We start from the raw sequence: 18,479 nt of genomic DNA, 5'->3' as shown, positions 1-18,479 counted from the left end.
AAAACATTACAGCCCCACCGCCGCAACGCCAAATCGGGGTGGGCGCGACGACCATCACACCGAAATATCGTTTGAAATCCTCAGATTCCATGCGCTCCGACCGACGGCGGCCGGAGTACCCCGGCTGGGGACCACCCGCATGCCGGCTGCCCACCAGCACTTCCGATCCGGCGACAGCAGCGGGCGAGCAGGCGGAACCACGCGGATCCCGGCTCACCGTCACCACCACCGACTCCGGCGGCAACGGCAGGCGGCCAGGACGGGGGCCGCGCGACGTGCGGCGCTGGCGTATAACGAGCAGCATGCGCACTGACGACCTGGCCGAGATGTTGCGGGAGGTGCCCGGCACCGAGGTGACCGCCGCACCCGGGCTCGTCACGGTGCACCTCCCCGCGATCGGGGACACCGTCCGCATCCCGTTCCGCAACGTCCTGGACGCCGACTGGGTGCACGTCCCCACCGGGGCGCCCGCGGTCCAGGTCGACATCAAGGTCGGGCGCGAGTCCCTGCCGCTCATCGTGACAGTCGACGACGTGGTGTTCACCCCGGCGTACGCCCATGATCTGATCGATCCGGAGGACGAGCTGCTGGTCCCGGCGATGCCCGGCCTGATCGCGTATTCCGAGATGCACCGGGACGTCCGCGCCCTGGGCAAGGCGTTCGACGACCCGGGGTTCCAGCTGGCGCCCGAGGTGCTGGCCGCCACCCTGACCGCGCACCGGTGCTTCCTGGCCGGGGCGGTGCGGGTCGGGATGTGGCCGGTGCGGGTGGCGGCCTGGTGGGAGTACACCTCGGCGCGCTCGGCGGAGCAGGTCACGACGGCCCGGTTCCGCCCGGACCCGGAGTGGGACGAATTGATGGCGGGCGTCCAGGAGGCCCGCCAGCAGTCCGCCGGCAACCCGGTGCGGGCGGTCTAGACGAGGACGGCGTTCCGGTTGGCCGGCCGCGGCAGCCCGTAGTGCTCCCGCAGGGTCCGTCCGGCGTACTCGGTCCGGAACAGCCCGCGGCCCTGCAGAATCGGCACCACCTGGTCGACGAAGTCGGTGAGCGACGACGGCAGCACCGGCGGCATGATGTTGAATCCGTCGGCCGCCCCGGCCTCGAACCACTCCTGAATCGCGTCGGCCACCTGTCCGGCGGTCCCGGCGAAGGTGAGGTGACCGCGCCCGCCGCCGAGCCGCGCGATGATCTCGCGGACCGTCAGGTTCTCCCGGCGTCCGAGGTTGACCACCAGCGTCCGCCGGCTCCTGGCGCCCTCGAGCACATCCTCGGCGGGCAGGTCGGCGGGCAGCGGCCGGTCCAGCAGGAGATCGTCGACGGACACCCCGAGGAGCCCGGCCAGCTGCGGCAGGGCGTACTCCGGCTTGATCAGCGCGTCCAGCTCGGCGGCCTTCGCCCGGGCCTCGGCGGGTGAGGACCCGATCACCGGCACGATCCCGGGCAGGATCTTGAGGTGTTCCGGGTCCCGGCCGTACGCGGCGGTGCGCCGTTTCAGGTCGGCGTAGAACTCCTGCGCGTCGGCGAGCGTCTGGTGGGCCGTGAACACCGCCTCCGCGTACCGGGCGGCGAAGTCCCTGCCGTTCTCCGAGGATCCGGCCTGCACCAGGACCGGGTGTCCCTGAGCCGACCGCGGGACGTTGAGCGCCCCGGCGACCTTGTAGAAGCGCCCCTCGTGCGCCGGTGGATAGATCTTGGAGTCGTCGCCCCACACCCCGTTCTCCTTGTCGGCGAGCACGGCGTCGTCGCCCCAGGAGTCCCAGAGCTTGAGCGACACGTCGACGAACTCGGCGGCGCGCTCGTACCGCTCCTTGTGGGCCGGCAGGTGGTCGAGGTTGAAGTTGCGCGCCGCGTCCAGGCCGGCCGTGGTGACGATGTTCCAGCCGGCCCGCCCGCCGCTGACGATGTCCAGCGACGCGAAGCGCCGGGCCAGGTTGTACGGCTCGTTGTAGGTGGTGGACGCGGTGGCGATCAGGCCGATGCGCGTGGTGGCGCCGGCCAGCGCGGTGAGCAGCACGGTCGGTTCGAGCGCGCCGGACGGCCGGCGCCCGACCTGGTCCCAGAGCACCGGGCCGTCGGCGAGGAATACCGAGTCGAGCTTGCCGCGCTCGGCGATCCGGGCCAGGTTCTTGAAGTGCTCGACATCGAGATCGGCGTACGGGTCGGTCTCCGGCAGCCGCCACGCGGCCTCGTGGTGACCGACACTCATCAGGAAGGCGTTCAGGTGCAGCAGGCGGGACATCACTGCACCTGCGGCGTGTAGTGGGTGGCCTCGTCGCCTTCGAGGATGTAGCTCTTGGCGCCGTCGGTGCCGACCGGCACGTCCCCGGCCACGGTCACCCGGTGCAGCTTGCGGGGCAGGTCGCCGTAGTCGTCGGCGGCGTAGTGCTGGGTGCTCCGGTTGTCCCACACGACGAGGTCGCCGACCTGCCATTTGTGGCGCAGGGTGTTCTCCGGCCGGGTCACGTAGTGCTGCAGCAGCCGCAGGATGTCCCGGGACTCGGTGCGCGACAGTCCGATCAGGCCGGTGACGAAGTTGCCGATGAACAGGTTGGGGACGCCGGAGTCCGGGTTGATCCGGACCACCGGGTGCGCGGTGCGGTAACGGGTGGAGACGAACACCTTGTGGTACTCGTCGACCTCGGCGGAGCGGAACTGCGGGTGCTCGGCGTAGTCGTACTCGTTGGAGTGCTCGGCCCACAGCCGGTCGGCCAGCACGCGCAGGTGTTCGGGCAGGTCGGCGTAGGCGGCGGCGGTGTTGGAGAAGAGCGTGTCGCCGCCGTACGGCGGGATGACCAGGCTCCGCAGCGTGGTGGCCTTGGGCGGGGCGACCACGAAGGTGACGTCGGTGTGCCAGGCGTTCGCCCGGGCGCCCTCGCCGCCGGCCACCTCGAGCACGTTGGCCTGGCCGTCGACGGACGGGACGGTCGGGTGCGCGAGGGTCAGCGCGCCGAAGATCGACGCGAAGCGCTGGTGCTGCTCGTCGTCGAGATGCTGGCCGCGGAAGACCAGCACCTTGTGCTGGACGAGCGCTTCGTGGAGGTCGCGGGCGTCCGCCTCGCCGACCGGGGCGGTCAGGTCGACGCCTGTCACGAACGCTCCGATGCGGCCGCCGATGCGCTGGATCTCGATGCCCATGGGAATTCCCCTTCTAGTTGGTGCGCCAGGTCGAGAAACGGCGCTCGGTGAGGATCAGAAGCTGATTGACGATCAGGCCGATGCCGGAGATCGTGATGATTCCGGCGTACATCTCGGGCACCGCGAAGTTGTACTGCGCGTAATTGATGAGATAGCCGAGGCCGGCTTTCGCGCCGACCATCTCGGCGGCGATCAGGATCAGGATGGAGTACGCCCCGGCCAGGCGGATCCCGGTGAAGATGGTGGGCACCGCGGCCGGCAGCACGACCTTCTGGAACAGGCGCAACGGGTTCAGTCCGAGCGAGCGGGCCGCTTTGATCAGCAGCGGATCGACGGTGCGGACCCCGCTCACCGTGTTGAGCAGAATGGGCCACGCGCAGGCGTAGAGAATAATCGCGATCTTGGAGGTTTCGCCGAGTCCCAGGATCAGCACGAAGACCGGCAGGATCGCGAGTGCGGCGGTGTTACGGAAGACTTCGAGCAATGGGGTGAGCAGATCGGCGATCGGCTGGTACCAGCCGATCAGCAGGCCCAGCGGGATCGAGACGACGATCGCGAGAGCGAAGCCGGCGAGCGAGCGGGACAGGCTGGCCCGGGTGTGTTCGAGCAGTTCGCCCGACTTGACCAGGTCCCACCAGGCGGCCAGGACCTCGGAAAGCGGTGGCAGGAAGGTCGCGTCGACCACCCCGAGCCGGGGCAGGAACTCCCAGGCGGCGGCCAGCAGCAGGATTCCTGCCGACTTGGTGATCGCCGAGCGGAAGAAGCGGCCGATCCGGACCGCCGGCACGACCGGCAGCGAGACGCTAACCACGGGAGGCCTCCAGCTCCTGGCTGCGAGCGCGGCTGACCTCGTCGCGCAGCAGTGTCCAGATCTCATGCCGGTAGTGCGCGAACCGCGGGTCGGAGCGCAGGTCGTCGGTAGCGGAGCGGCTGTCGATCGGAACCTCGACGACCTGCTTGATCCGGCCCGGCCGCGACGTCATGACTGCCACTCGTTGTCCGAGATAGACCGCTTCCTCGATGCCGTGGGTAATGAAGACGACGGTCTTGCCGGTCATCTCCTGGATCCGCAGCAGCTCGTCCTGCAGGCCGTCCCGGGTCTGCGCGTCGAGCGCCGCGAAGGGCTCGTCCATGAGCAGCACGTCGGGGTCGAAGGCGAGGCTGCGGGCGATCGCGACGCGCTGCTTCATGCCGCCGGAGAGCTCGTGCGGGTACCTGTCGTGGAAGCCGGCCAGGCCGACCAGGTCGAGGTACTCGCGGGCCCGCCCGGCGCGTTCCTTCCTCGGTACGTGCTTGGCTTCGAGACCGAATTCGACATTGCCCTGCGCGGTGCGCCACGGCAGCAGCGCGTACTGCTGGAAGACCACGCCCCGGTCCAGGCCGGGTCCGGTGACCGGGGCGCCGTCGATCAGGATCCGGCCGCCGGTCGGCTCGGCGAGGCCGCCGAGCAGGTCGAGCAGGGTGGACTTGCCGCAGCCGCTGGGGCCGACGATGACCAGGAACTCGCCGCGCCCGATCTCCAGGTCGACGTTCTGCAGGGCGGTGACGCCGCGGAACTTCTTGGTGACGCTCTCGAAGCGGATCACGCGGCACCGCCGTTGGCGTACGCGTTGTACTTGTTGCTGAAGATGTCGCCGGCCCTGACGTCCTTCTTGAGCTCGCCGGCCCGGCGCAGCCAGTCGATCCAGGTCTGGAACTCCTGCTCGGCGATCACGCCGCCCCGGCCGGCCACGCCGAAGCTCTTGAAGTACCGCAGCGCCGAGTTGTCCTCGCTGCGGCCACGCTTCCTCACGATCTCCTGGAACCGTGCGATGACCTGGTCGCGGGGCGTGGTCCGGGACCATTCGATGGCCTTGCCGACGCCGGAGACGAAGGTCTTCACGGTGTCCGGGTTCTTCTTCAGGAAGTCGTCGCGGAAGATGTAGCTGCCCGCGGTGAATGTGCCGAGCAGGTCGAAGTCGGTGAACAGCGGGTGGATGCCGCCGCGTTCCAGGGCCTTGTCGCGCAGGGTGCCGCCGAGCGCGCCGGCCTCGATCTGGCGCTGGCGCACCGACTGCTCGGTGTTGACCGGCGGCACCACGATCAGTTCGACCTGCTTGATCTGGGCGTCGGTGAGGTGGTTCCGGGCCAGGTAGGTCTTGATCACCGCTTCGTGGTGCGCGCCCAACGTGTTCACGCCGACCTTCTTGCCGATCAGGTCGCGGGCGGTCCTCACCGGGCTGCCGTCGAGCACGTAGTAACCGGTCCAGGTGTCCTTGTCGACGCCGTAGTAACCGATCACCGCGGTGATCGGCGCACCGTTCGCGGCGAGCTTCACGATGGCGCCGTTGAATGCGCCGCCGAAGTCGACGTCGCCGGTGGTGGCGGCCTGGATGTCCTGCGGGCCGCTGATCGTGTTGCCGATCCACTTGAGCGTCACGTCGCCCAGGTAACCGAGGTCGGCGGCGAGTTCGGGTGGCGTCACGGCGCCGACGTTGCCCTGATATCGAAGTTCCTTGACCTGTTTTCCGGACGCGGCGGCCTCGCCGTCACCGCATGCGCAGAGTCCGGTGGCGGTCAGGAAAGCGCCGCCCAGCAGGCCGGCTATCGCGTTTCGGCGGGTGGTCATGATGGCTCCTCGAAGCTTTTCGGGCGGCATGCACCGGACGGCCGCCGATGACAGCCGTCGTAGGGAAGAAGGTGTTGCCAGCAACGTAAACGCCCGGCGACGCGGCGTCAGCCTCTTTGTGACCCAGAGCACATATATTTCCCATAGGCTAAGTGGGATATACGGCAAAGAAAAGGGCGGGAGCGCCGCTGCGCTCCCGCCCCCTGGCTGTGGACGATCAGTCCTCGTCGCCGAAGTCCTCGAAGACCTCCTCGACGGCCTCACCGACCACGTAGCCGGCCGCCAGACCGCCGACCGCGCCGAGCACCGCGCCGCCCATGCCGCCGCCGTGGCCGCCGTGCCGGTAGTGGCCGTGGTGACCGTGGTGGCCGTAGCCGCCGCCGTGCCCGTAACCGGGCGGCGGAGGCGGCGGGTAGCCCGGCGCGCCGTAGGCGCCATGGCCGGGAGCGCCGTAACCCGGACGGGACCTGTGCTGGTCGACCGCCTGACGGACCCAGCCGTCGACGACCGTGCGCCAGTCGGTGGTCTCCGCGTCCTGGTGCGAGACCGTGTACCGCCCGTAGGTGTCCTGGCCGCTGTGGAACAGCCCGCCGCGCTTGTCGAACTCCAGCACCACCTCGACCGCGTGCGGGCTGGTCACGAACGTCAGCTCGACCTCGTTCACCGCGTGCGCGTACTGCGCGGCGGGCCAGTACTCGATCTCCTGGTAGAACGGCAGCGTCTGGTGGACCCCGTAGATCTGCCCGTGCTCCAGGTCGGCCGACTTGAAGCGGAAGCCGAGCTCGCCGAACGCGTCCAGGATCTTCTGCTGGATCGGCAGCGGGTGCACGTAGACCGGGTCGAGGTCGCCCTTGTCCACCGCCCGGGCGATCGACACCTCGGTGCGCACGCCCATCACCATGCCGCGCAGCGGCTGCCCGTACGCCGTGGTGATCGGGGTCTCCCAGGGCATGTCGATCCGGAACGGGATGGACATCTGCTGGCCCGCCTGCAGCCGGGTCGGGCCAGCCACGGTCAGGCGGTAGAAATCGCCGGTGGCCGAGTAGTCACCGCCGCCCCCCTCCACCTCCATCCGGGTGACCAGGGAGAGGGTGATGTGCTCGATGTGCGCTTCCTGCGTGCCGCCGGTCAGGTTGACCTGCCCGGTCAGGGGCGCACCCGGATAGGTGCTCGGGTTGGCCAGCACGGTGTCGACGCTCGGCCCACCCACTCCCATGGCGCCCAGCAACTTCTTGAAGACCACGATGCCTCTCCTGGTAGGTCGGCTGACCCTTGGAAAATTAACAAGGCCGGCTGTACGAAGGCTGAGAGCTCCTCCACCAGCCGATCTTGCATAGCAGCGTACGGCGGGCGTGCAACCTGGTGGGCCAACGTCACCCGGACGGGACCATGCCACAAGTCGGGGGCGGATCGTCCCGTACGAGACGATCCGCCCCCGATCTTGCAAGCGACGGGTCAGGAGATGAGGCCCAGGCTCTGCACGGCCGCCCGCTCCTCCTGCAGCTCGGCCACCGACGCGTCGATGCGGCCGCGGGAGAACTCGCTGATCTCCAGACCCTGGACGATCTCCCACTTGCCGTCCCTGGCGGTGACCGGGAACGAGGAGATCAGGCCGGCCGGAACGCCGTAGGAGCCGTCGGAGACGATCGCGGCGGAGGTCCAGTCGCCCTCGGCCGTGCCGTTGACCCAGGTGTGCACGTGGTCGATCGCGGCCGACGCGGCGGAGGCGGCCGACGACGCGCCGCGCACCTCGATGATCTCGGCGCCGCGCTTGGCGACCCGCGGGATGAACTCGTCGGCGAGCCAGGCCTGGTCGACCAGGTCCACGACCTGCCGGCCGGCGGCCTCGGCGTGGAAGACGTCCGGGTACTGCGTGGCGGAGTGGTTGCCCCAGATCGTCACCTTGCGCAGCTCGGCGACCGGCACGTCCAGCTTCTTGGACAGCTGGGCCAGCGCGCGGTTGTGGTCGAGCCGGGTCATCGCGGTGAACCGGTCGGCCGGCACGTCGGGGGCGTGCTGCTGGGCGATCAGGGCGTTGGTGTTGGCCGGGTTGCCGACGACCAGGACGCGCACGTCGGAGGCGGCGCCCGCGTTGATCGCGGCGCCCTGCGGGCCGAAGATGCCACCGTTGGCCTCGAGCAGGTCGCCACGCTCCATGCCCTTGGTCCGCGGGCGGGCGCCGACCAGCAGCGCCACGTTGACACCGTCGAACGCGGCCTTCGGGTCGTCGAACACGTCGACGCCGGCGAGCAGCGGGAACGCGCAGTCGTCGAGCTCGAGCGCGGTGCCCTGGGCAGCCTTGGTGGCGGCCGGGATCTCCAGCAGGCGCAGGCGGACCGGCACGTCGGCGCCGAGCAGCTGGCCGGAGGCGATGCGGAACAGCAGCGCGTAGCCGATCTGGCCGGCTGCGCCCGTCACGGTGACGGTGACCGGTGTCTTAGTCATGAGTTTGTCTCCCGAGGTTGAGGCATTTCGGCACCCGAACCGGACTCTATCCCCCGCGTTACGGGACGATGACGCGGATGCCCATGCATGTGACCGCACGCGTTACTTGCGGCCTACCGCGCCGTAGGAGGAGACCTCGACGGGTTTGGGGCGATCCACCCGGTCCGGGCGCCAGTCACACACCGCGGTGATACCCGGCTCGACGAGTTCCAGACCCTCGAAGAAGCGGGCGAACCCGGCCCGGTCCCGCGGCCACAGCTCGGCCGGCCCGGTGTCCTGCGCGGCCAGGATCCGCGCGGAGATCTCCGGCGGCACGAAGTCGCGCGTCCCGCAGGTGGCCACCAGGTAGCTGCCCGCCGCGGCGGCGTCGAGCAGGGTGCGGACCGCGGACCGGGCCTGCCCGTCGTCGGCGATGAAGTGCAGCACGTTGATCAACAGGAAGGCGACCGGCCGGGACAGGTCGATCACGGTGGTCAGCTCGGCCGCCCGCAGGATCTTCTCCGGCTCGCGCAGATCGGCGTCGACGTAGGTGGTGGAGCCGCCGATCATCAGCGCCCGGGCGTGCGCCAGCACCATGGGATCGTTGTCGACATACGCCACCTTGGCGTCCGGGGCGATCCCCTGGGCCACCTCGTGCGTGTTGTCCGGCGCGGGCAGGCCGGTGCCGATGTCCACGAACTGGCGGATCCCGGCCTCGCCGGTCAGGTACCGGATCGCCCGCTTGTGGAACGCGCGGCCCTCGCGGGCGGCCGTCCAGACGGCCGGGTACACCGCGGCGATCCGGTCGCCGGAGTCCCTGTCGACCTGGAAGTGGTCCTTGCCGCCGAGCCAGTAGTTCCAACGGCGTGCCGGTGACACGATGTGCGGGTCCACCTGGTCGCTCGTCATGCCCCATGCTAACCCGGTAGCGACGCCCGCCGATCTCCATTGTGGACACCGAGAGCTTTCCCGGCCGGGCTGCCGGGCATATCCTGCATCGGCGGACTTCGAGGAAAGGTGCAGCGTGGCCATCCTGGCGCCGCCCCATCGGCCCTTCTCCCCCGGCTTCCCGCCGCTCGGCCCGGCGCGCGGGGACGGCGGCGCCACCATCGCGGTCACCCTGCGGTACGCGCCGATCGCCTTCCTGCTCCGGCTCTTCACCCCGGTGCTGGAGGTCGACGGCCGCGCCGTGCCGGCCGCCTGGGGCCGGGTGACCACGCCGGTCGCCCTCGGCGAGCACCACGTCCACGTCTACGTGCCGTATCTCTTCCCGTCCCGCATCGGCGCCGCCGACACCACGGTGGTCGCCCTCCCCGGGCGGGTCGCCGAGCTGGAGTACCGGGCTCCGCTGCTGGCGTTCCTGCGCGGGGCGCTCGGGCCGCCGCCGCAGCGGTACCCGGGGCTGGCCCTCACCGTGGCCCTGCTGACGGTGGCCGCCACGCTCGGCGCCTGCAGCTGCCTCGCGCTGCTCGGCCCGGGTGTCTGACCCGGCGGCATTGACGTCCCGATCACCGGGCACCAGGCTCTCCCCGTGACGTTGCCACCGCCGCAGGATCCGTGGGCCGACCCCGCCGAACCGCCACCACCGCCGTCCCCCGCCCGGCCGACGACCCCCGTCGCCCGCCGGTGGACCTGGCCCGCGGCGACGCTCGGCGTGGCCGCGACGCTGATCGCCGGACTCGGCGCGGTAGCGCTCCTCGCGCCCGGCGAGGACGAGCCGGGACCGGCCGCGGCGTCCGCGCCGGTGGTGGCCTCGGCGCCCGCCCCGGCCGGGACCACCGGGGCGACGGCGGCCACGACGGCGCCCACCGGACCGGCCGCCACCTCGGCCCGGGCCACCACCGGCGCCGCGGACCCCTACGCCGACTGCGCCGGCGCCGGCCAGATCCGGCCGGGCCAGGCCGGGTACCGCGAGGACCTGGACCATGACGAGGACGGGATCGCCTGCGAGGCGGACGACCGGGCCGCCGACGAGGACGCCACCGAGGACCACAGCGACCCCGACCCGCGGTTCTCCACCTGCGCCGAGGCGAAGGCCGAGGGGTTCGGGCCGTACACCGGCGGCGTCGACCCGGAGTACGACTGGTATCAGGATCGCGACGACGACGGCGAGGTGTGCGAATAGCGTCCGGCCACGGCCGCCGGCCGTTCCAGCACGCGCCCGGCGGCCAGGTTCGCGGCGAGCCGCAGGTACTGGGCGTGCGTCCAGGCCAGCGGTGTCGCCGAGGTGCTCGGGGTACCCAGCGGCCGGTTCGGCGGGTACTGGTCCCACACCTGCTCGGGCAGCATCCGGCTGGGGCTCGAGGCGCTCGCCAGGATCCGCAGCTGCGCCCGGGCCCCGGCGCGGTCGCCGGCCGCCAGCAGGTACTCGCCGCGCTCGCCGTTGAGCAGCGGCCACGCCCGGCCCCGGGTGATCAGCGAATCCGCCGGCAGCGGGTAGTCCCACTCGCTGCCGTCGGCCTTCTCGCCGTAGCCGTCGAACGACGCCCGGTGCCAGAACGGCCCGGCGCCCAGCTGCGCGTCGATCACCGGCAGCGACCCTCGTACATCCGGATCGGAGGCCGGCAGCACCCCGAGCCGGACCAGCTCCAGGAAGCCCGGGTCGACGACCCGGCGCTGGTCGACGCCGGACGGCCCGCTGTCGCCGATGTCGTAGGCGGTCCCGGCATCCGGTTCGCCGTCCTTGGTGAGCCGCAGGAAATACCGCCCCGGCGAGTACGGCCCGGTGCTGGTCACCGTCCACTGCTTGACCCGGGCCCGCCAGGAGTCGGCGATCCGCAGATAGCGGTCGGCCGCCGGGAGGTCCCCGTTGGCGCGGGCGATCGAGGCCGCGCAGACCAGCCCGGCGATCTGAGCCGCGATGGTGGCCGGTGAGTACCCGGACTGGTTCTCCCACCGGTCCTGCGGGCTCCACGGCGCCCGGTTGCCGTCCTGCTCGAAGCCGGCCAGGAAGTCCGCGGCCTTGCGCACGTGCCCCCAGGTCGCCGCGTCGGTGCGGCCCAGCTGGTAGGCCAGCACGACGGGCAGCGCCACCTCGTCGAGCTGCAGCCCGCCCCAGACCGGGGTGCCGTCGACCCGCGAGTTCTGCGGGAACGAGCCGTCCGCCCGCTGCTGCACGGTGAACAGGTAGTCCAGGGCCCGGGTGGCTCCGGCCCGGTCACCGGCGGCGAGCAGTCCGGTGGCGATCTGATAAAGATCACGAGACCAGACCAGGTGGTACGGACCGGACGGGTCGTCCCGCCCGAACGCCCACGGCGACCCCGGTGCGGCGACGTAGGCACCCCGGTGCGTCTTGTCCTCCAGCGCGGCCAGCACCATCGCGGACACCCGCCAGAGCGTCCGGTCGGCGACCGCCGGTGGTTCCCGCAACCCGCCGAGGTAACCGCGCCAGCCGGCGGCGTACTCCCGGGCAGCCGTGCCGAAGCCGCGGCGCAGCGAGGCCAGCCCGGTGTCGCGAGCCCGGCCGGCCGTGGAGCCGAAGCCGAGCGCGAGCGTGGTGTGCCGGCCCCTGATCAACCCGGTCCGCGCGTCGAACCCGGGCGATCCGACGAGCGCCGCGTCCCCGTCGAGGACGGCGCGGAGCCGGTAACCGGGCGGGGCGGTGAAGCCCACGTCCACGAGGACGGTGTCGCGGCGGGGATCCGTGGCGTACGACAGGGCGAGCCGCCACCGGCCGGCCGACCCGGACAACCGCTGCCGGAAGCTCAGGCCGCGGTCCTCGGCCAGCGCGGTGGCGACGGAGGCGGCGGTCTCGTCCCCCGCGGGTCCGGCCACGACGAAGCTCAGCGACCGGACCCGCGGCGTGTTCAGGTCGGGATGGAAGATCTCGCCGAGACCGCCGGCGCGTTGCACTGTCGCCCAGACCTTGCTCGCGACGCCGGCCGACGTGACCAGACCGGTCTTGTCCGCGGGCAGGAGCTGCCGGGCGGTCCCCACCGAGGTGACCGGCCCGGCCTTTTCCGCGGGAAGGGACTGCCGGGCGGTTCCGGGCTCGGGAACCGCCGGCACGACAACGAGGATGGCCGCCGCCAAGGTGCGACCCGTTCGCCGGTACGCCATATCGACGAACTTAACAGTCACGGCTTGGCCTGCAACTCGTCGTGCAGGGCGCGCAACAGCTCGGCGCTGGTGAACGGCTTCTCCAGCAGATGCACGTCGACGGCCAGCGTGCCGTGATTGGTCAGCACCGGCTGCGCGTACCCGGACATGAACAGCACCTTCGTCCGCGGGTACCGGGTGGTCACCGTGTCGGCCAGGTCCTTGCCCAGCATGCCCGGCATGATGACGTCGGTGAGCAGCACGTCCACGTGGTTCTCGGCGGCCAGCCGCAGCGCCTCCTCGCCCCCGTTCGCGGCCAGCACCGTGTAGCCCCCGCGCCGCAGGATCCGGGAGGTCACCTCGCGCAGCGCCTCCTCGTCCTCGACCACCAGCACGGTCGCCCCGTGCCCGACCAGCCGCGAGTCGGCCTCCTCGGTGGCGACCTCCTGCGCCTGCACGTCGGTGACCGGCAGCAGGATCGTGAAGGTGGTGCCGATGCCCGGCTCGGAGTAGATCTGCACGGTCCCGCCGGCCTGCGTGATGATGCCGTACACGGTGGCCAGGCCGAGCCCGGTGCCCTGGCCGCTGGGCTTGGTGGTGAAGAACGGCTCGAACGCCTTGTCGATCACCTCCTTCGGCATGCCGGTGCCGGTGTCCGAGATGCGCAGCCGCAGGTAGCGGCCGGGGCTGAGCTCGGCGCGCACACCCGGGTACTCGTCGTCGACGCGCACCTCGGCGGTGTCGATGGTCAGCCGGCCACCGGTGGGCATCGCGTCCCGGGCGTTCACCGCGAGATTGACCAGGACCTGCTCCAGCTGTCCCGGGTCGGCCATCACGGCGGGGAGGCCGGCGGTGGTCCGTACCGTCAGATCGATGTGCTCCCCCAGCGACCGCTCGAGCATCTGATGGACCTCGGTGACCACCGCGTTGAGGTCCAGCGGCCGCGGCCGGATCACCTCCCGGCGGGCGAAGGCCAGCAGCTGGTGGGTGAGGTCGCTGCCGCGCCGGGCGGCCCGGGCGATCTGCTCGGCGTCGGCCGCCGGTGGGCTGCCGGCCGCGTCCTCGATGATGAACGCCGCGTAGTTGAGGATCACCGCGAGCAGGTTGTTGAAGTCGTGGGCGATGCCGCCGGCCAGCTGCCCGAGGCTCTCCAGGCGCTGTGCCTGCTGCATCCGGGCCTCCAGCTTCTGCCGGTCGGCCTCCTGGCGCAGCCGGCGCCGCTCGGCCTCGGCGGCCAGCCGGTCGGTGATGTCCCGGACCGCCGCCACGGTGATCACGCCGGTGTCCGTGTGCAGCGCGCTGACCGCGATGTCGACCGGCAGCTCGGCGCCGTCGCTGCGGATCGCCCGGCGCTTGGCCCAGCGCTGCTCGCCGTCCTGGGCGCGCTCGGCGTCCGGCGGGGTGGGGTCGCCGCCCGTGTTCAGCACCGCGGAGACCGGCGGCAGGCCGTCCGGCAGCAGACGGTCCACGCCCATGTGGATCAGATCGTGCCGGAGGTGCCCGAACAGCCGCTCGGCCTTCGCGTTGACCAGCACTACGTGGCCGGACTCGGCGACGCCGAGCAGCGCGTCCGGGGCGGCGTCGAGAATCGCCTGGACCCGGGCCTCGGTGCGCTCGCGCTCGCTGATGTCCCGGGCGGCGCTGGTGGTGCCGACCAGCACGCCGTTCTCGTCGAGCAGCGGCGAGATCAGCATGGCGACCGCGACGGGCGTGCCGGAGGCGGTGAGCCGGACTGATCGATAACGGTCCACCCGGCCGCCCATCCGGACCAGTTCGCGGATCTGCTCCTCGTCGGCCCGCCGGTCCGGCGGGATGATCTCGTCGATCGACGCGCCGATCATCTCGTCGGCCTTGAAGCCGTAGAGCAGTTCGGCGCCCGGATTCCAGGACAGCACCCGGTTGCGCAGGTCGATGGTGACGATCGCGTCGTGCGAGGACTGGACGACCGAGGCGAGCAGGGCGCGGTTGACAGCTGCCTGGCGTTGCGTGGTGTCGTCGCGCAGGACCGCTGTCACGTAGGTCTCGCCGGTCCCGGTGGTGACACCGGACAGGGAGACCTCCACCGGGAAGATCGAGCCGTCCCGGCGCAGGCCGCGCAACGGCAGGCGGCGCAGCGGCGGATGCTCCGAACCGAGGTAGTCGGCCCGCTGGGCCGGGTGCCGCGGGCGGGCGTCCTCCGGCACCAGGTCGTCGACGTGGACGCCGGCCAGCCGGCCGGGCGGGTAGCCGAACATGTCGTGCGCGCGGCGGTTGGCGATGGTGATGACGCCGTCCGAGCCGCTGACGATGATGGCGTCCGGGGCGGCGTCGATGAGGAGCCCCGGCAACTCTCTACGTGACTCCACGCCCGTACCCCCCCCTCAGCAAATTACCAATTCTCCGAAATTTCGGGCATGGGAACGTGGGATCCGGGCATCCTCGGAAGGGTGCGCATCGATCCGAACCGGCCCAGCCCCGCCCGCGTCTACGACGCCTTCCTCGGCGGCACGCACAACTTCGCGGTGGACCGGTCGGTGGCTTCCCGGATCGTGGAGCTGGTGCCGGAGATGGGCGCGCTGGCCCGCGCCAACCGGGCGTTCCTGCGCCGGGTGGTGCGCTGGGCGGTGGCGCGCGGGGTACGGCAGTTCATCGACCTGGGCTCGGGCATCCCGGCCGAGGGCAACGTGCACGAGGTCGCGCTGGCCGCCGACCCGGCGGTACGGGTGGCGTACGTGGACGTCGACCCGACCGCTGTGCTCTACGCCCGGCACCTGCTCACCGACGAGCCGCACACCGTGGTGGTGCAGGGCGACCTGCGCGATGCGCGGTCGGTGCTCAACGACCCGGATCTGCTCACGCTGATCGATCTCGGACGCCCGGTCGGGATTCTGATGTTCGCGGTGCTGCACTTCATCCCGGACGGGCCGGTGCTCGACGCGCTGCTGCGGGACTATCGGGAGGCCGTCGCGCCGGGCAGCGTGATGGCGGTGTCGCATGCCAGCGGCGGTCTGCACCCGGACGCCATGGCCCGGGTGGCCGATCTCTACAGCCGGACCGGGACGCCGTTCGTACCGCGGGACCAGGCGCGGCTCGCGGCGCTGTTCGACGGGTGGGAGCTGGTGGAGCCGGGGGTGGTGCACGGGGCGGACTGGCATCCGGAACCGGCCGACGAGCCGCTCGACGTTGCCGCCGCGTCGCTCATGCTGGCCGGGGTCGGCCTGCGGCCGTGACTTTCCGGTTCTCGCCGCTTACGGCCGAGGCGCTCACTTCCCGCTCACGGGCGGTCTCTCCGCGGTCCCGGGCCGTCTCCGCACCCCCTGGGCCGTTCCTACATCCCGGGCCGTTCCTACACCCTGGGCCGTTCCTACAACCCTTGCGCCGCCCTTGCCGCGGGCCGCTTGCCGTTACCCTCAGCTCTCGTACAAGCCCAGCCGGCGGCGGCCGCCGGTGAAGTCGTTGTCGGCGGGCCGGTCGAAGCCGTCGCAGGAGTCCTCCGGCTCCACGTCCAGCAGATCGAGCAGGTCGGGACCGGCGTGGCCGGTGTCCACCGAGCCCCCGATCAGGCCGAGCAGAGCGGCGCAGTTGCGCCCGTACCCCTGAACCATCCGGTCCACCCGGGTCGGGTGACCGCAGCGGCGGCACGGCCGCATCCGCTCCACCGGACGGTCACCCACCAGTTCATTATCGTCCGGACTCCGCCTCGGCGCCCGGAACATTCACGCCGAGTCCGTACTCGGCCCCGTCTTTCCGGGCCCGAGCCTGCTCGCCGGGCAGTTCCCCGGCCTGAGCAGCCACGCCCGGCCCGGCCCCGGTCCCCGCAGCCCCGTTCGGGCCAGCCTCGTTCTCCGCGGCCCCGTTCGGGCCGGGCGCGGCCCCGGCCTCACCGTCCACGCCGAATCCGGCTTCGGCGGCTATCTCCGCGATCCGGGCCAGCGCGCCCTCCGGGTCGTCGTGCGGTCGGCTGGCCAGTTCTCCCACTTGGCGAAGCAGCTCCGGAAGGTGCCCGCCGTCCAGTTGCCGGACTCTCTCCACGATCCGCAGCAGCGCGGTGAGCTCGGCGATCGTGTCCCGGAGGCTGTCCGGATCGAGGGTACCGATCATCACCGGCTGCCGGCCGGGGCCGGGATCGGCCTCGCCGGGTGGCCGGAGCACGCCGATCCGGAAGCCGATGGCGACGGCATGCGCCTGGTCACGGGCACCGAGCTGCTGGTACAGCGTCTTCAGCCGAGACTTGACGGTGTTGGGCGAGATGTACAGGCGGGCGGCCATCTCGCGCGCCGTCTCGCCAGCGGCAAGAGACTCGATGGTCTCCTGTAGGTGTGGTGCCAGCACCGGCCGTTGCGCAACGGCCCCGGTGTGGCTTCGATGCGTTTGCAGCGACATGCCCGAGAATGTAGATCTTGCCATGGAGCATGTGATCCACATCCCCCTGACCGTTTTCACCCGTCGGCGACCGCCTTGGCCAGCTCGTCCTTCGACATCTTCGACCGTCCGGGAATGTGCTGCTCCTTCGCCTTCTCGTACAGTTCCCGCCGGGTCTCCCCGCCGTTCTCGTCCTGCGCTCCTCCGTTCCTGCCGCGCCCGCCGGCCCCGGCCGGGTGCAGCTCCTCCGGCAGCGACCCGGTCGTCTGCTCGACGAATCGCCGCCCCATCTCCTCGCGCTCGTCGTCACTGAGCCGGTCGGCCAGGATCGGCAGCAGATCCCGCTCTTCCTGCTGTACGTGATGCCGCAGCTCACCGGTGATCGCCGCGAGCGTCCCGTCGTACCCCGGGTCGTCCGGGCTCCCGTCCAGCAGGTCCGTCAGCATCTCCTCGATCTGGTGGTGCTCCTCGACCCCGTCGCGCACCTCCTCGCCGTTCTCGGCCGCCTTGTCACGGATGGTGGGATAGACGAAGTCCTCTTCCGCCTCCGAGTGCGGCAGCAGCATCTGCGCCACTTCCCGGAGCAGTGCCGCCTTGTCCGCGTCATCCTCCTCCGCCTGGACGAGCAACTCCTCGACCTGGCGATGCTGCTCCTTGATGATCTCCACGATGTCCGGCACGGATCCTCCTAGCTCGAAGTCGCCGGAGCCGGATGCACCGGCGTGAGCCCGGGATACCCGGGTTTGCCGGAGAAATCCCCTGGCTGCCAGGAAACACTCAACTTCACGGCCGTAACCTCCGAGCTCTATCGATCTTGGAAAGGGGTTACCGGTGGAAGCGTTCCGGGTGTTCCGCGTGACCGCGGTCGCCGAGGCCTTCTCGTGGACCGGCCTGCTGGTGGGCATGTACCTCAAGCACGTCTCGCACACCACGGAGGCCGGCGTCTGGCTGTTCGGCCGAATCCACGGCGCCCTCTTCGTCGCCTATCTGGTCGCCACCCTCTGGGTCGCCCGAGCGGAACGCTGGTCCCTCTGGCGCACCGCCTTCGCCCTGCTGGCCTCCATTCCGCCGCTCACCACCCTGATCTTCGAACGCTGGGTCTCCAAGCGCCGCTCGACACCCGACCCGGAGCCGGCCGCCGCGTGACCCGGCCGGGCGCGCCGGGTCACCCGGCCGCCTCCGCCCTCGATCCCCGCCGCTTGCCGGGCCGACGGGTATTACGGAAGCTTCACTTCCCGGCACCCACCATCGACCCGGCTTTACGCGGTCAGGCGGCGTAGGAACGACCGGCGCCGTACGAGGTGCCGGCACGGTCGCGTGCCAGCCAGCCGGTGTCCACCAGCATCCGGCGGGCGGCGGCCACGTCGTCGGTGACCTCGGCGAGGCGCTTGTTGACCTGGTCCTCGGTGAGCACGCCCTCGACTGCCAGGAAACGCGCGAGAAGTTCCGCGGCCTGCTGGTAGCGGTCGCTCGTCGTGGGCGGCAGGGCGGTCAGCCGGCCGTACGCGAAGAAGCTCTTGAGCCGCGGATACTCCTTGAGCAGCGGGGCGATCGGGAGGGTGGCGGTGAGCGCCTGGGCGGCCTCGCGCAGCGCCTGCGGCTTGGCGCGGTAGTAGCCGTCGCCGCTGCCGTCGGCCAGCCCGAGCGCGGCCAGCCGGCCGAGCGCCTCGCCCGCCTCGGGCCTGGTCATGTCCATCAGCAGCGACATCTCGGCGATCGAGAACCCTTCCGTGCCACGGTTCGCCAGCGCGGCGAAGGCGCGCAGCCGGGCGGGGTGGGACAGCTGCGTGAGGAGTTCGGCGGCGCGGGCTGCTTCTGCGGACATCCCCACAACCTAGGACCGGATCACGAACACGACACCCGATTTTCCCGTACGCATTGACTTAACTCGATCAATTGGGCACGCTGTCGCCACAGCACTGCCGCGGCGAAG

19 protein-coding genes are annotated in these 18,479 nt (G+C 71.2%); 5 read left to right on the top strand and 14 right to left on the bottom strand.

Going from position 1 to position 18,479, the window contains the following annotated elements; genetic code table 11:
- Window positions 1-302: 302 nt before the first annotated feature.
- On the top strand, window positions 303-917 hold the full coding sequence (locus Asi03nite_RS33680; RefSeq protein ID WP_203684559.1) for a hypothetical protein: 615 nt from the start codon (window positions 303-305) through the stop codon (window positions 915-917).
- On the opposite strand, the gene Asi03nite_RS33675 is transcribed toward Asi03nite_RS33680, so the two are convergent.
- From Asi03nite_RS33675 to Asi03nite_RS33640, 8 genes are all read right to left on the bottom strand, one after another.
- Complete coding sequence (locus Asi03nite_RS33675; protein ID WP_203684558.1) at window positions 914-2,239, bottom strand: LLM class flavin-dependent oxidoreductase; 1,326 nt, start codon at window positions 2,237-2,239, stop codon at window positions 914-916. The two genes, Asi03nite_RS33680 and Asi03nite_RS33675, sit on opposite strands and share 4 nt — an antisense overlap.
- Window positions 2,239-3,135, bottom strand: a complete 897-nt coding sequence (locus tag Asi03nite_RS33670) for a TauD/TfdA dioxygenase family protein (protein WP_203684557.1) — start codon at window positions 3,133-3,135, stop codon at window positions 2,239-2,241. Before Asi03nite_RS33670 ends, Asi03nite_RS33675 begins: the two co-directional genes overlap by 1 nt.
- A 13-nt stretch (window positions 3,136-3,148) precedes the next feature.
- Window positions 3,149-3,946, bottom strand: a complete 798-nt coding sequence (locus Asi03nite_RS33665; protein WP_239103110.1) for an ABC transporter permease — start codon at window positions 3,944-3,946, stop codon at window positions 3,149-3,151.
- Entirely contained in the window at window positions 3,939-4,721 is a 783-nt protein-coding gene (locus tag Asi03nite_RS33660; RefSeq protein WP_203684555.1) for an ABC transporter ATP-binding protein, read from the bottom strand. Before Asi03nite_RS33660 ends, Asi03nite_RS33665 begins: the two co-directional genes overlap by 8 nt.
- The gene (locus Asi03nite_RS33655; protein WP_203684554.1) at window positions 4,718-5,743 is read right to left on the bottom strand and encodes an ABC transporter substrate-binding protein; all 1,026 of its coding nucleotides are present in this window, start codon (window positions 5,741-5,743) and stop codon (window positions 4,718-4,720) included. Before Asi03nite_RS33655 ends, Asi03nite_RS33660 begins: the two co-directional genes overlap by 4 nt.
- A gap of 217 nt (window positions 5,744-5,960) precedes the next feature.
- Window positions 5,961-6,986: a sporulation protein gene (locus Asi03nite_RS33650; RefSeq protein WP_203684553.1), complete on the bottom strand. Its 1,026-nt coding sequence runs from the start codon at window positions 6,984-6,986 to the stop codon at window positions 5,961-5,963.
- Between the two features lie 212 nt (window positions 6,987-7,198).
- A complete protein-coding gene (locus Asi03nite_RS33645; RefSeq protein WP_203684552.1) occupies window positions 7,199-8,188 on the bottom strand; it encodes a malate dehydrogenase in 990 nt (329 codons plus the stop codon).
- Between the two features lie 102 nt (window positions 8,189-8,290).
- Window positions 8,291-9,076 (bottom strand): SAM-dependent methyltransferase, encoded by a 786-nt coding sequence (locus tag Asi03nite_RS33640; RefSeq protein WP_203684551.1) that lies wholly within the window; start codon window positions 9,074-9,076, stop codon window positions 8,291-8,293.
- Window positions 9,077-9,191: 115 nt separating this feature from the next.
- Here Asi03nite_RS33640 and Asi03nite_RS33635 point away from each other — a divergent pair, with 115 nt between their 5' ends.
- Together Asi03nite_RS33635 and Asi03nite_RS33630 are read left to right on the top strand one after the other, a co-directional pair.
- A complete protein-coding gene (locus tag Asi03nite_RS33635) occupies window positions 9,192-9,653 on the top strand; it encodes a hypothetical protein (RefSeq protein WP_203684550.1) in 462 nt (153 codons plus the stop codon).
- Between the two features lie 45 nt (window positions 9,654-9,698).
- Window positions 9,699-10,292, top strand: a complete 594-nt coding sequence (locus Asi03nite_RS33630; RefSeq protein ID WP_203684549.1) for an excalibur calcium-binding domain-containing protein — start codon at window positions 9,699-9,701, stop codon at window positions 10,290-10,292.
- Here Asi03nite_RS33630 and Asi03nite_RS33625 read toward each other — a convergent pair.
- Entirely contained in the window at window positions 10,256-12,175 is a 1,920-nt protein-coding gene (locus tag Asi03nite_RS33625; protein WP_239103109.1) for a glycoside hydrolase family 15 protein, read from the bottom strand. The two genes, Asi03nite_RS33630 and Asi03nite_RS33625, sit on opposite strands and share 37 nt — an antisense overlap.
- 68 nt (window positions 12,176-12,243) lie before the next feature.
- Window positions 12,244-14,550: a PAS domain S-box protein gene (locus tag Asi03nite_RS33620; RefSeq protein WP_203684547.1), complete on the bottom strand. Its 2,307-nt coding sequence runs from the start codon at window positions 14,548-14,550 to the stop codon at window positions 12,244-12,246.
- Between the two features lie 81 nt (window positions 14,551-14,631).
- Between Asi03nite_RS33620 and Asi03nite_RS33615 the strand changes: the two genes are divergently transcribed.
- The gene (locus Asi03nite_RS33615) at window positions 14,632-15,414 is read left to right on the top strand and encodes an SAM-dependent methyltransferase (RefSeq protein WP_239103108.1); all 783 of its coding nucleotides are present in this window, start codon (window positions 14,632-14,634) and stop codon (window positions 15,412-15,414) included.
- Between the two features lie 180 nt (window positions 15,415-15,594).
- Here the strand turns inward: Asi03nite_RS33615 and Asi03nite_RS33610 are convergent, their stop codons facing one another.
- Genes Asi03nite_RS33610 through Asi03nite_RS33600 form a run of 3 tightly spaced genes read right to left on the bottom strand, consistent with a single transcriptional unit; the run spans window position 15,595 to window position 17,226 of the window.
- The gene (locus tag Asi03nite_RS33610) at window positions 15,595-15,858 is read right to left on the bottom strand and encodes a hypothetical protein (RefSeq protein ID WP_239103107.1); all 264 of its coding nucleotides are present in this window, start codon (window positions 15,856-15,858) and stop codon (window positions 15,595-15,597) included.
- Between the two features lie 7 nt (window positions 15,859-15,865).
- Window positions 15,866-16,567 (bottom strand): helix-turn-helix domain-containing protein, encoded by a 702-nt coding sequence (locus tag Asi03nite_RS38230; RefSeq protein WP_275409514.1) that lies wholly within the window; start codon window positions 16,565-16,567, stop codon window positions 15,866-15,868.
- Between the two features lie 56 nt (window positions 16,568-16,623).
- Window positions 16,624-17,226, bottom strand: coding sequence for a hemerythrin domain-containing protein (locus tag Asi03nite_RS33600; RefSeq protein WP_203684545.1), 603 nt, complete (start codon window positions 17,224-17,226; stop codon window positions 16,624-16,626).
- 151 nt (window positions 17,227-17,377) lie between these two features.
- Here Asi03nite_RS33600 and Asi03nite_RS33595 point away from each other — a divergent pair, with 151 nt between their 5' ends.
- Entirely contained in the window at window positions 17,378-17,692 is a 315-nt protein-coding gene (locus Asi03nite_RS33595; RefSeq protein ID WP_203684544.1) for a DUF3817 domain-containing protein, read from the top strand.
- A 121-nt stretch (window positions 17,693-17,813) separates the two neighbouring features.
- Here the strand turns inward: Asi03nite_RS33595 and Asi03nite_RS33590 are convergent, their stop codons facing one another.
- Entirely contained in the window at window positions 17,814-18,371 is a 558-nt protein-coding gene (locus tag Asi03nite_RS33590; protein WP_203684543.1) for a DUF2087 domain-containing protein, read from the bottom strand.
- Between the last annotated feature and the right edge of the window lie 108 nt (window positions 18,372-18,479).

Origin of the sequence: Actinoplanes siamensis (assembly GCF_016862395.1) — a bacterium.
Taxonomy (GTDB): domain Bacteria; phylum Actinomycetota; class Actinomycetes; order Mycobacteriales; family Micromonosporaceae; genus Actinoplanes; species Actinoplanes siamensis.
Note: the sequence above shows the minus strand (reverse complement) of the source record. Positions and strands in the feature narration are given on the sequence as shown.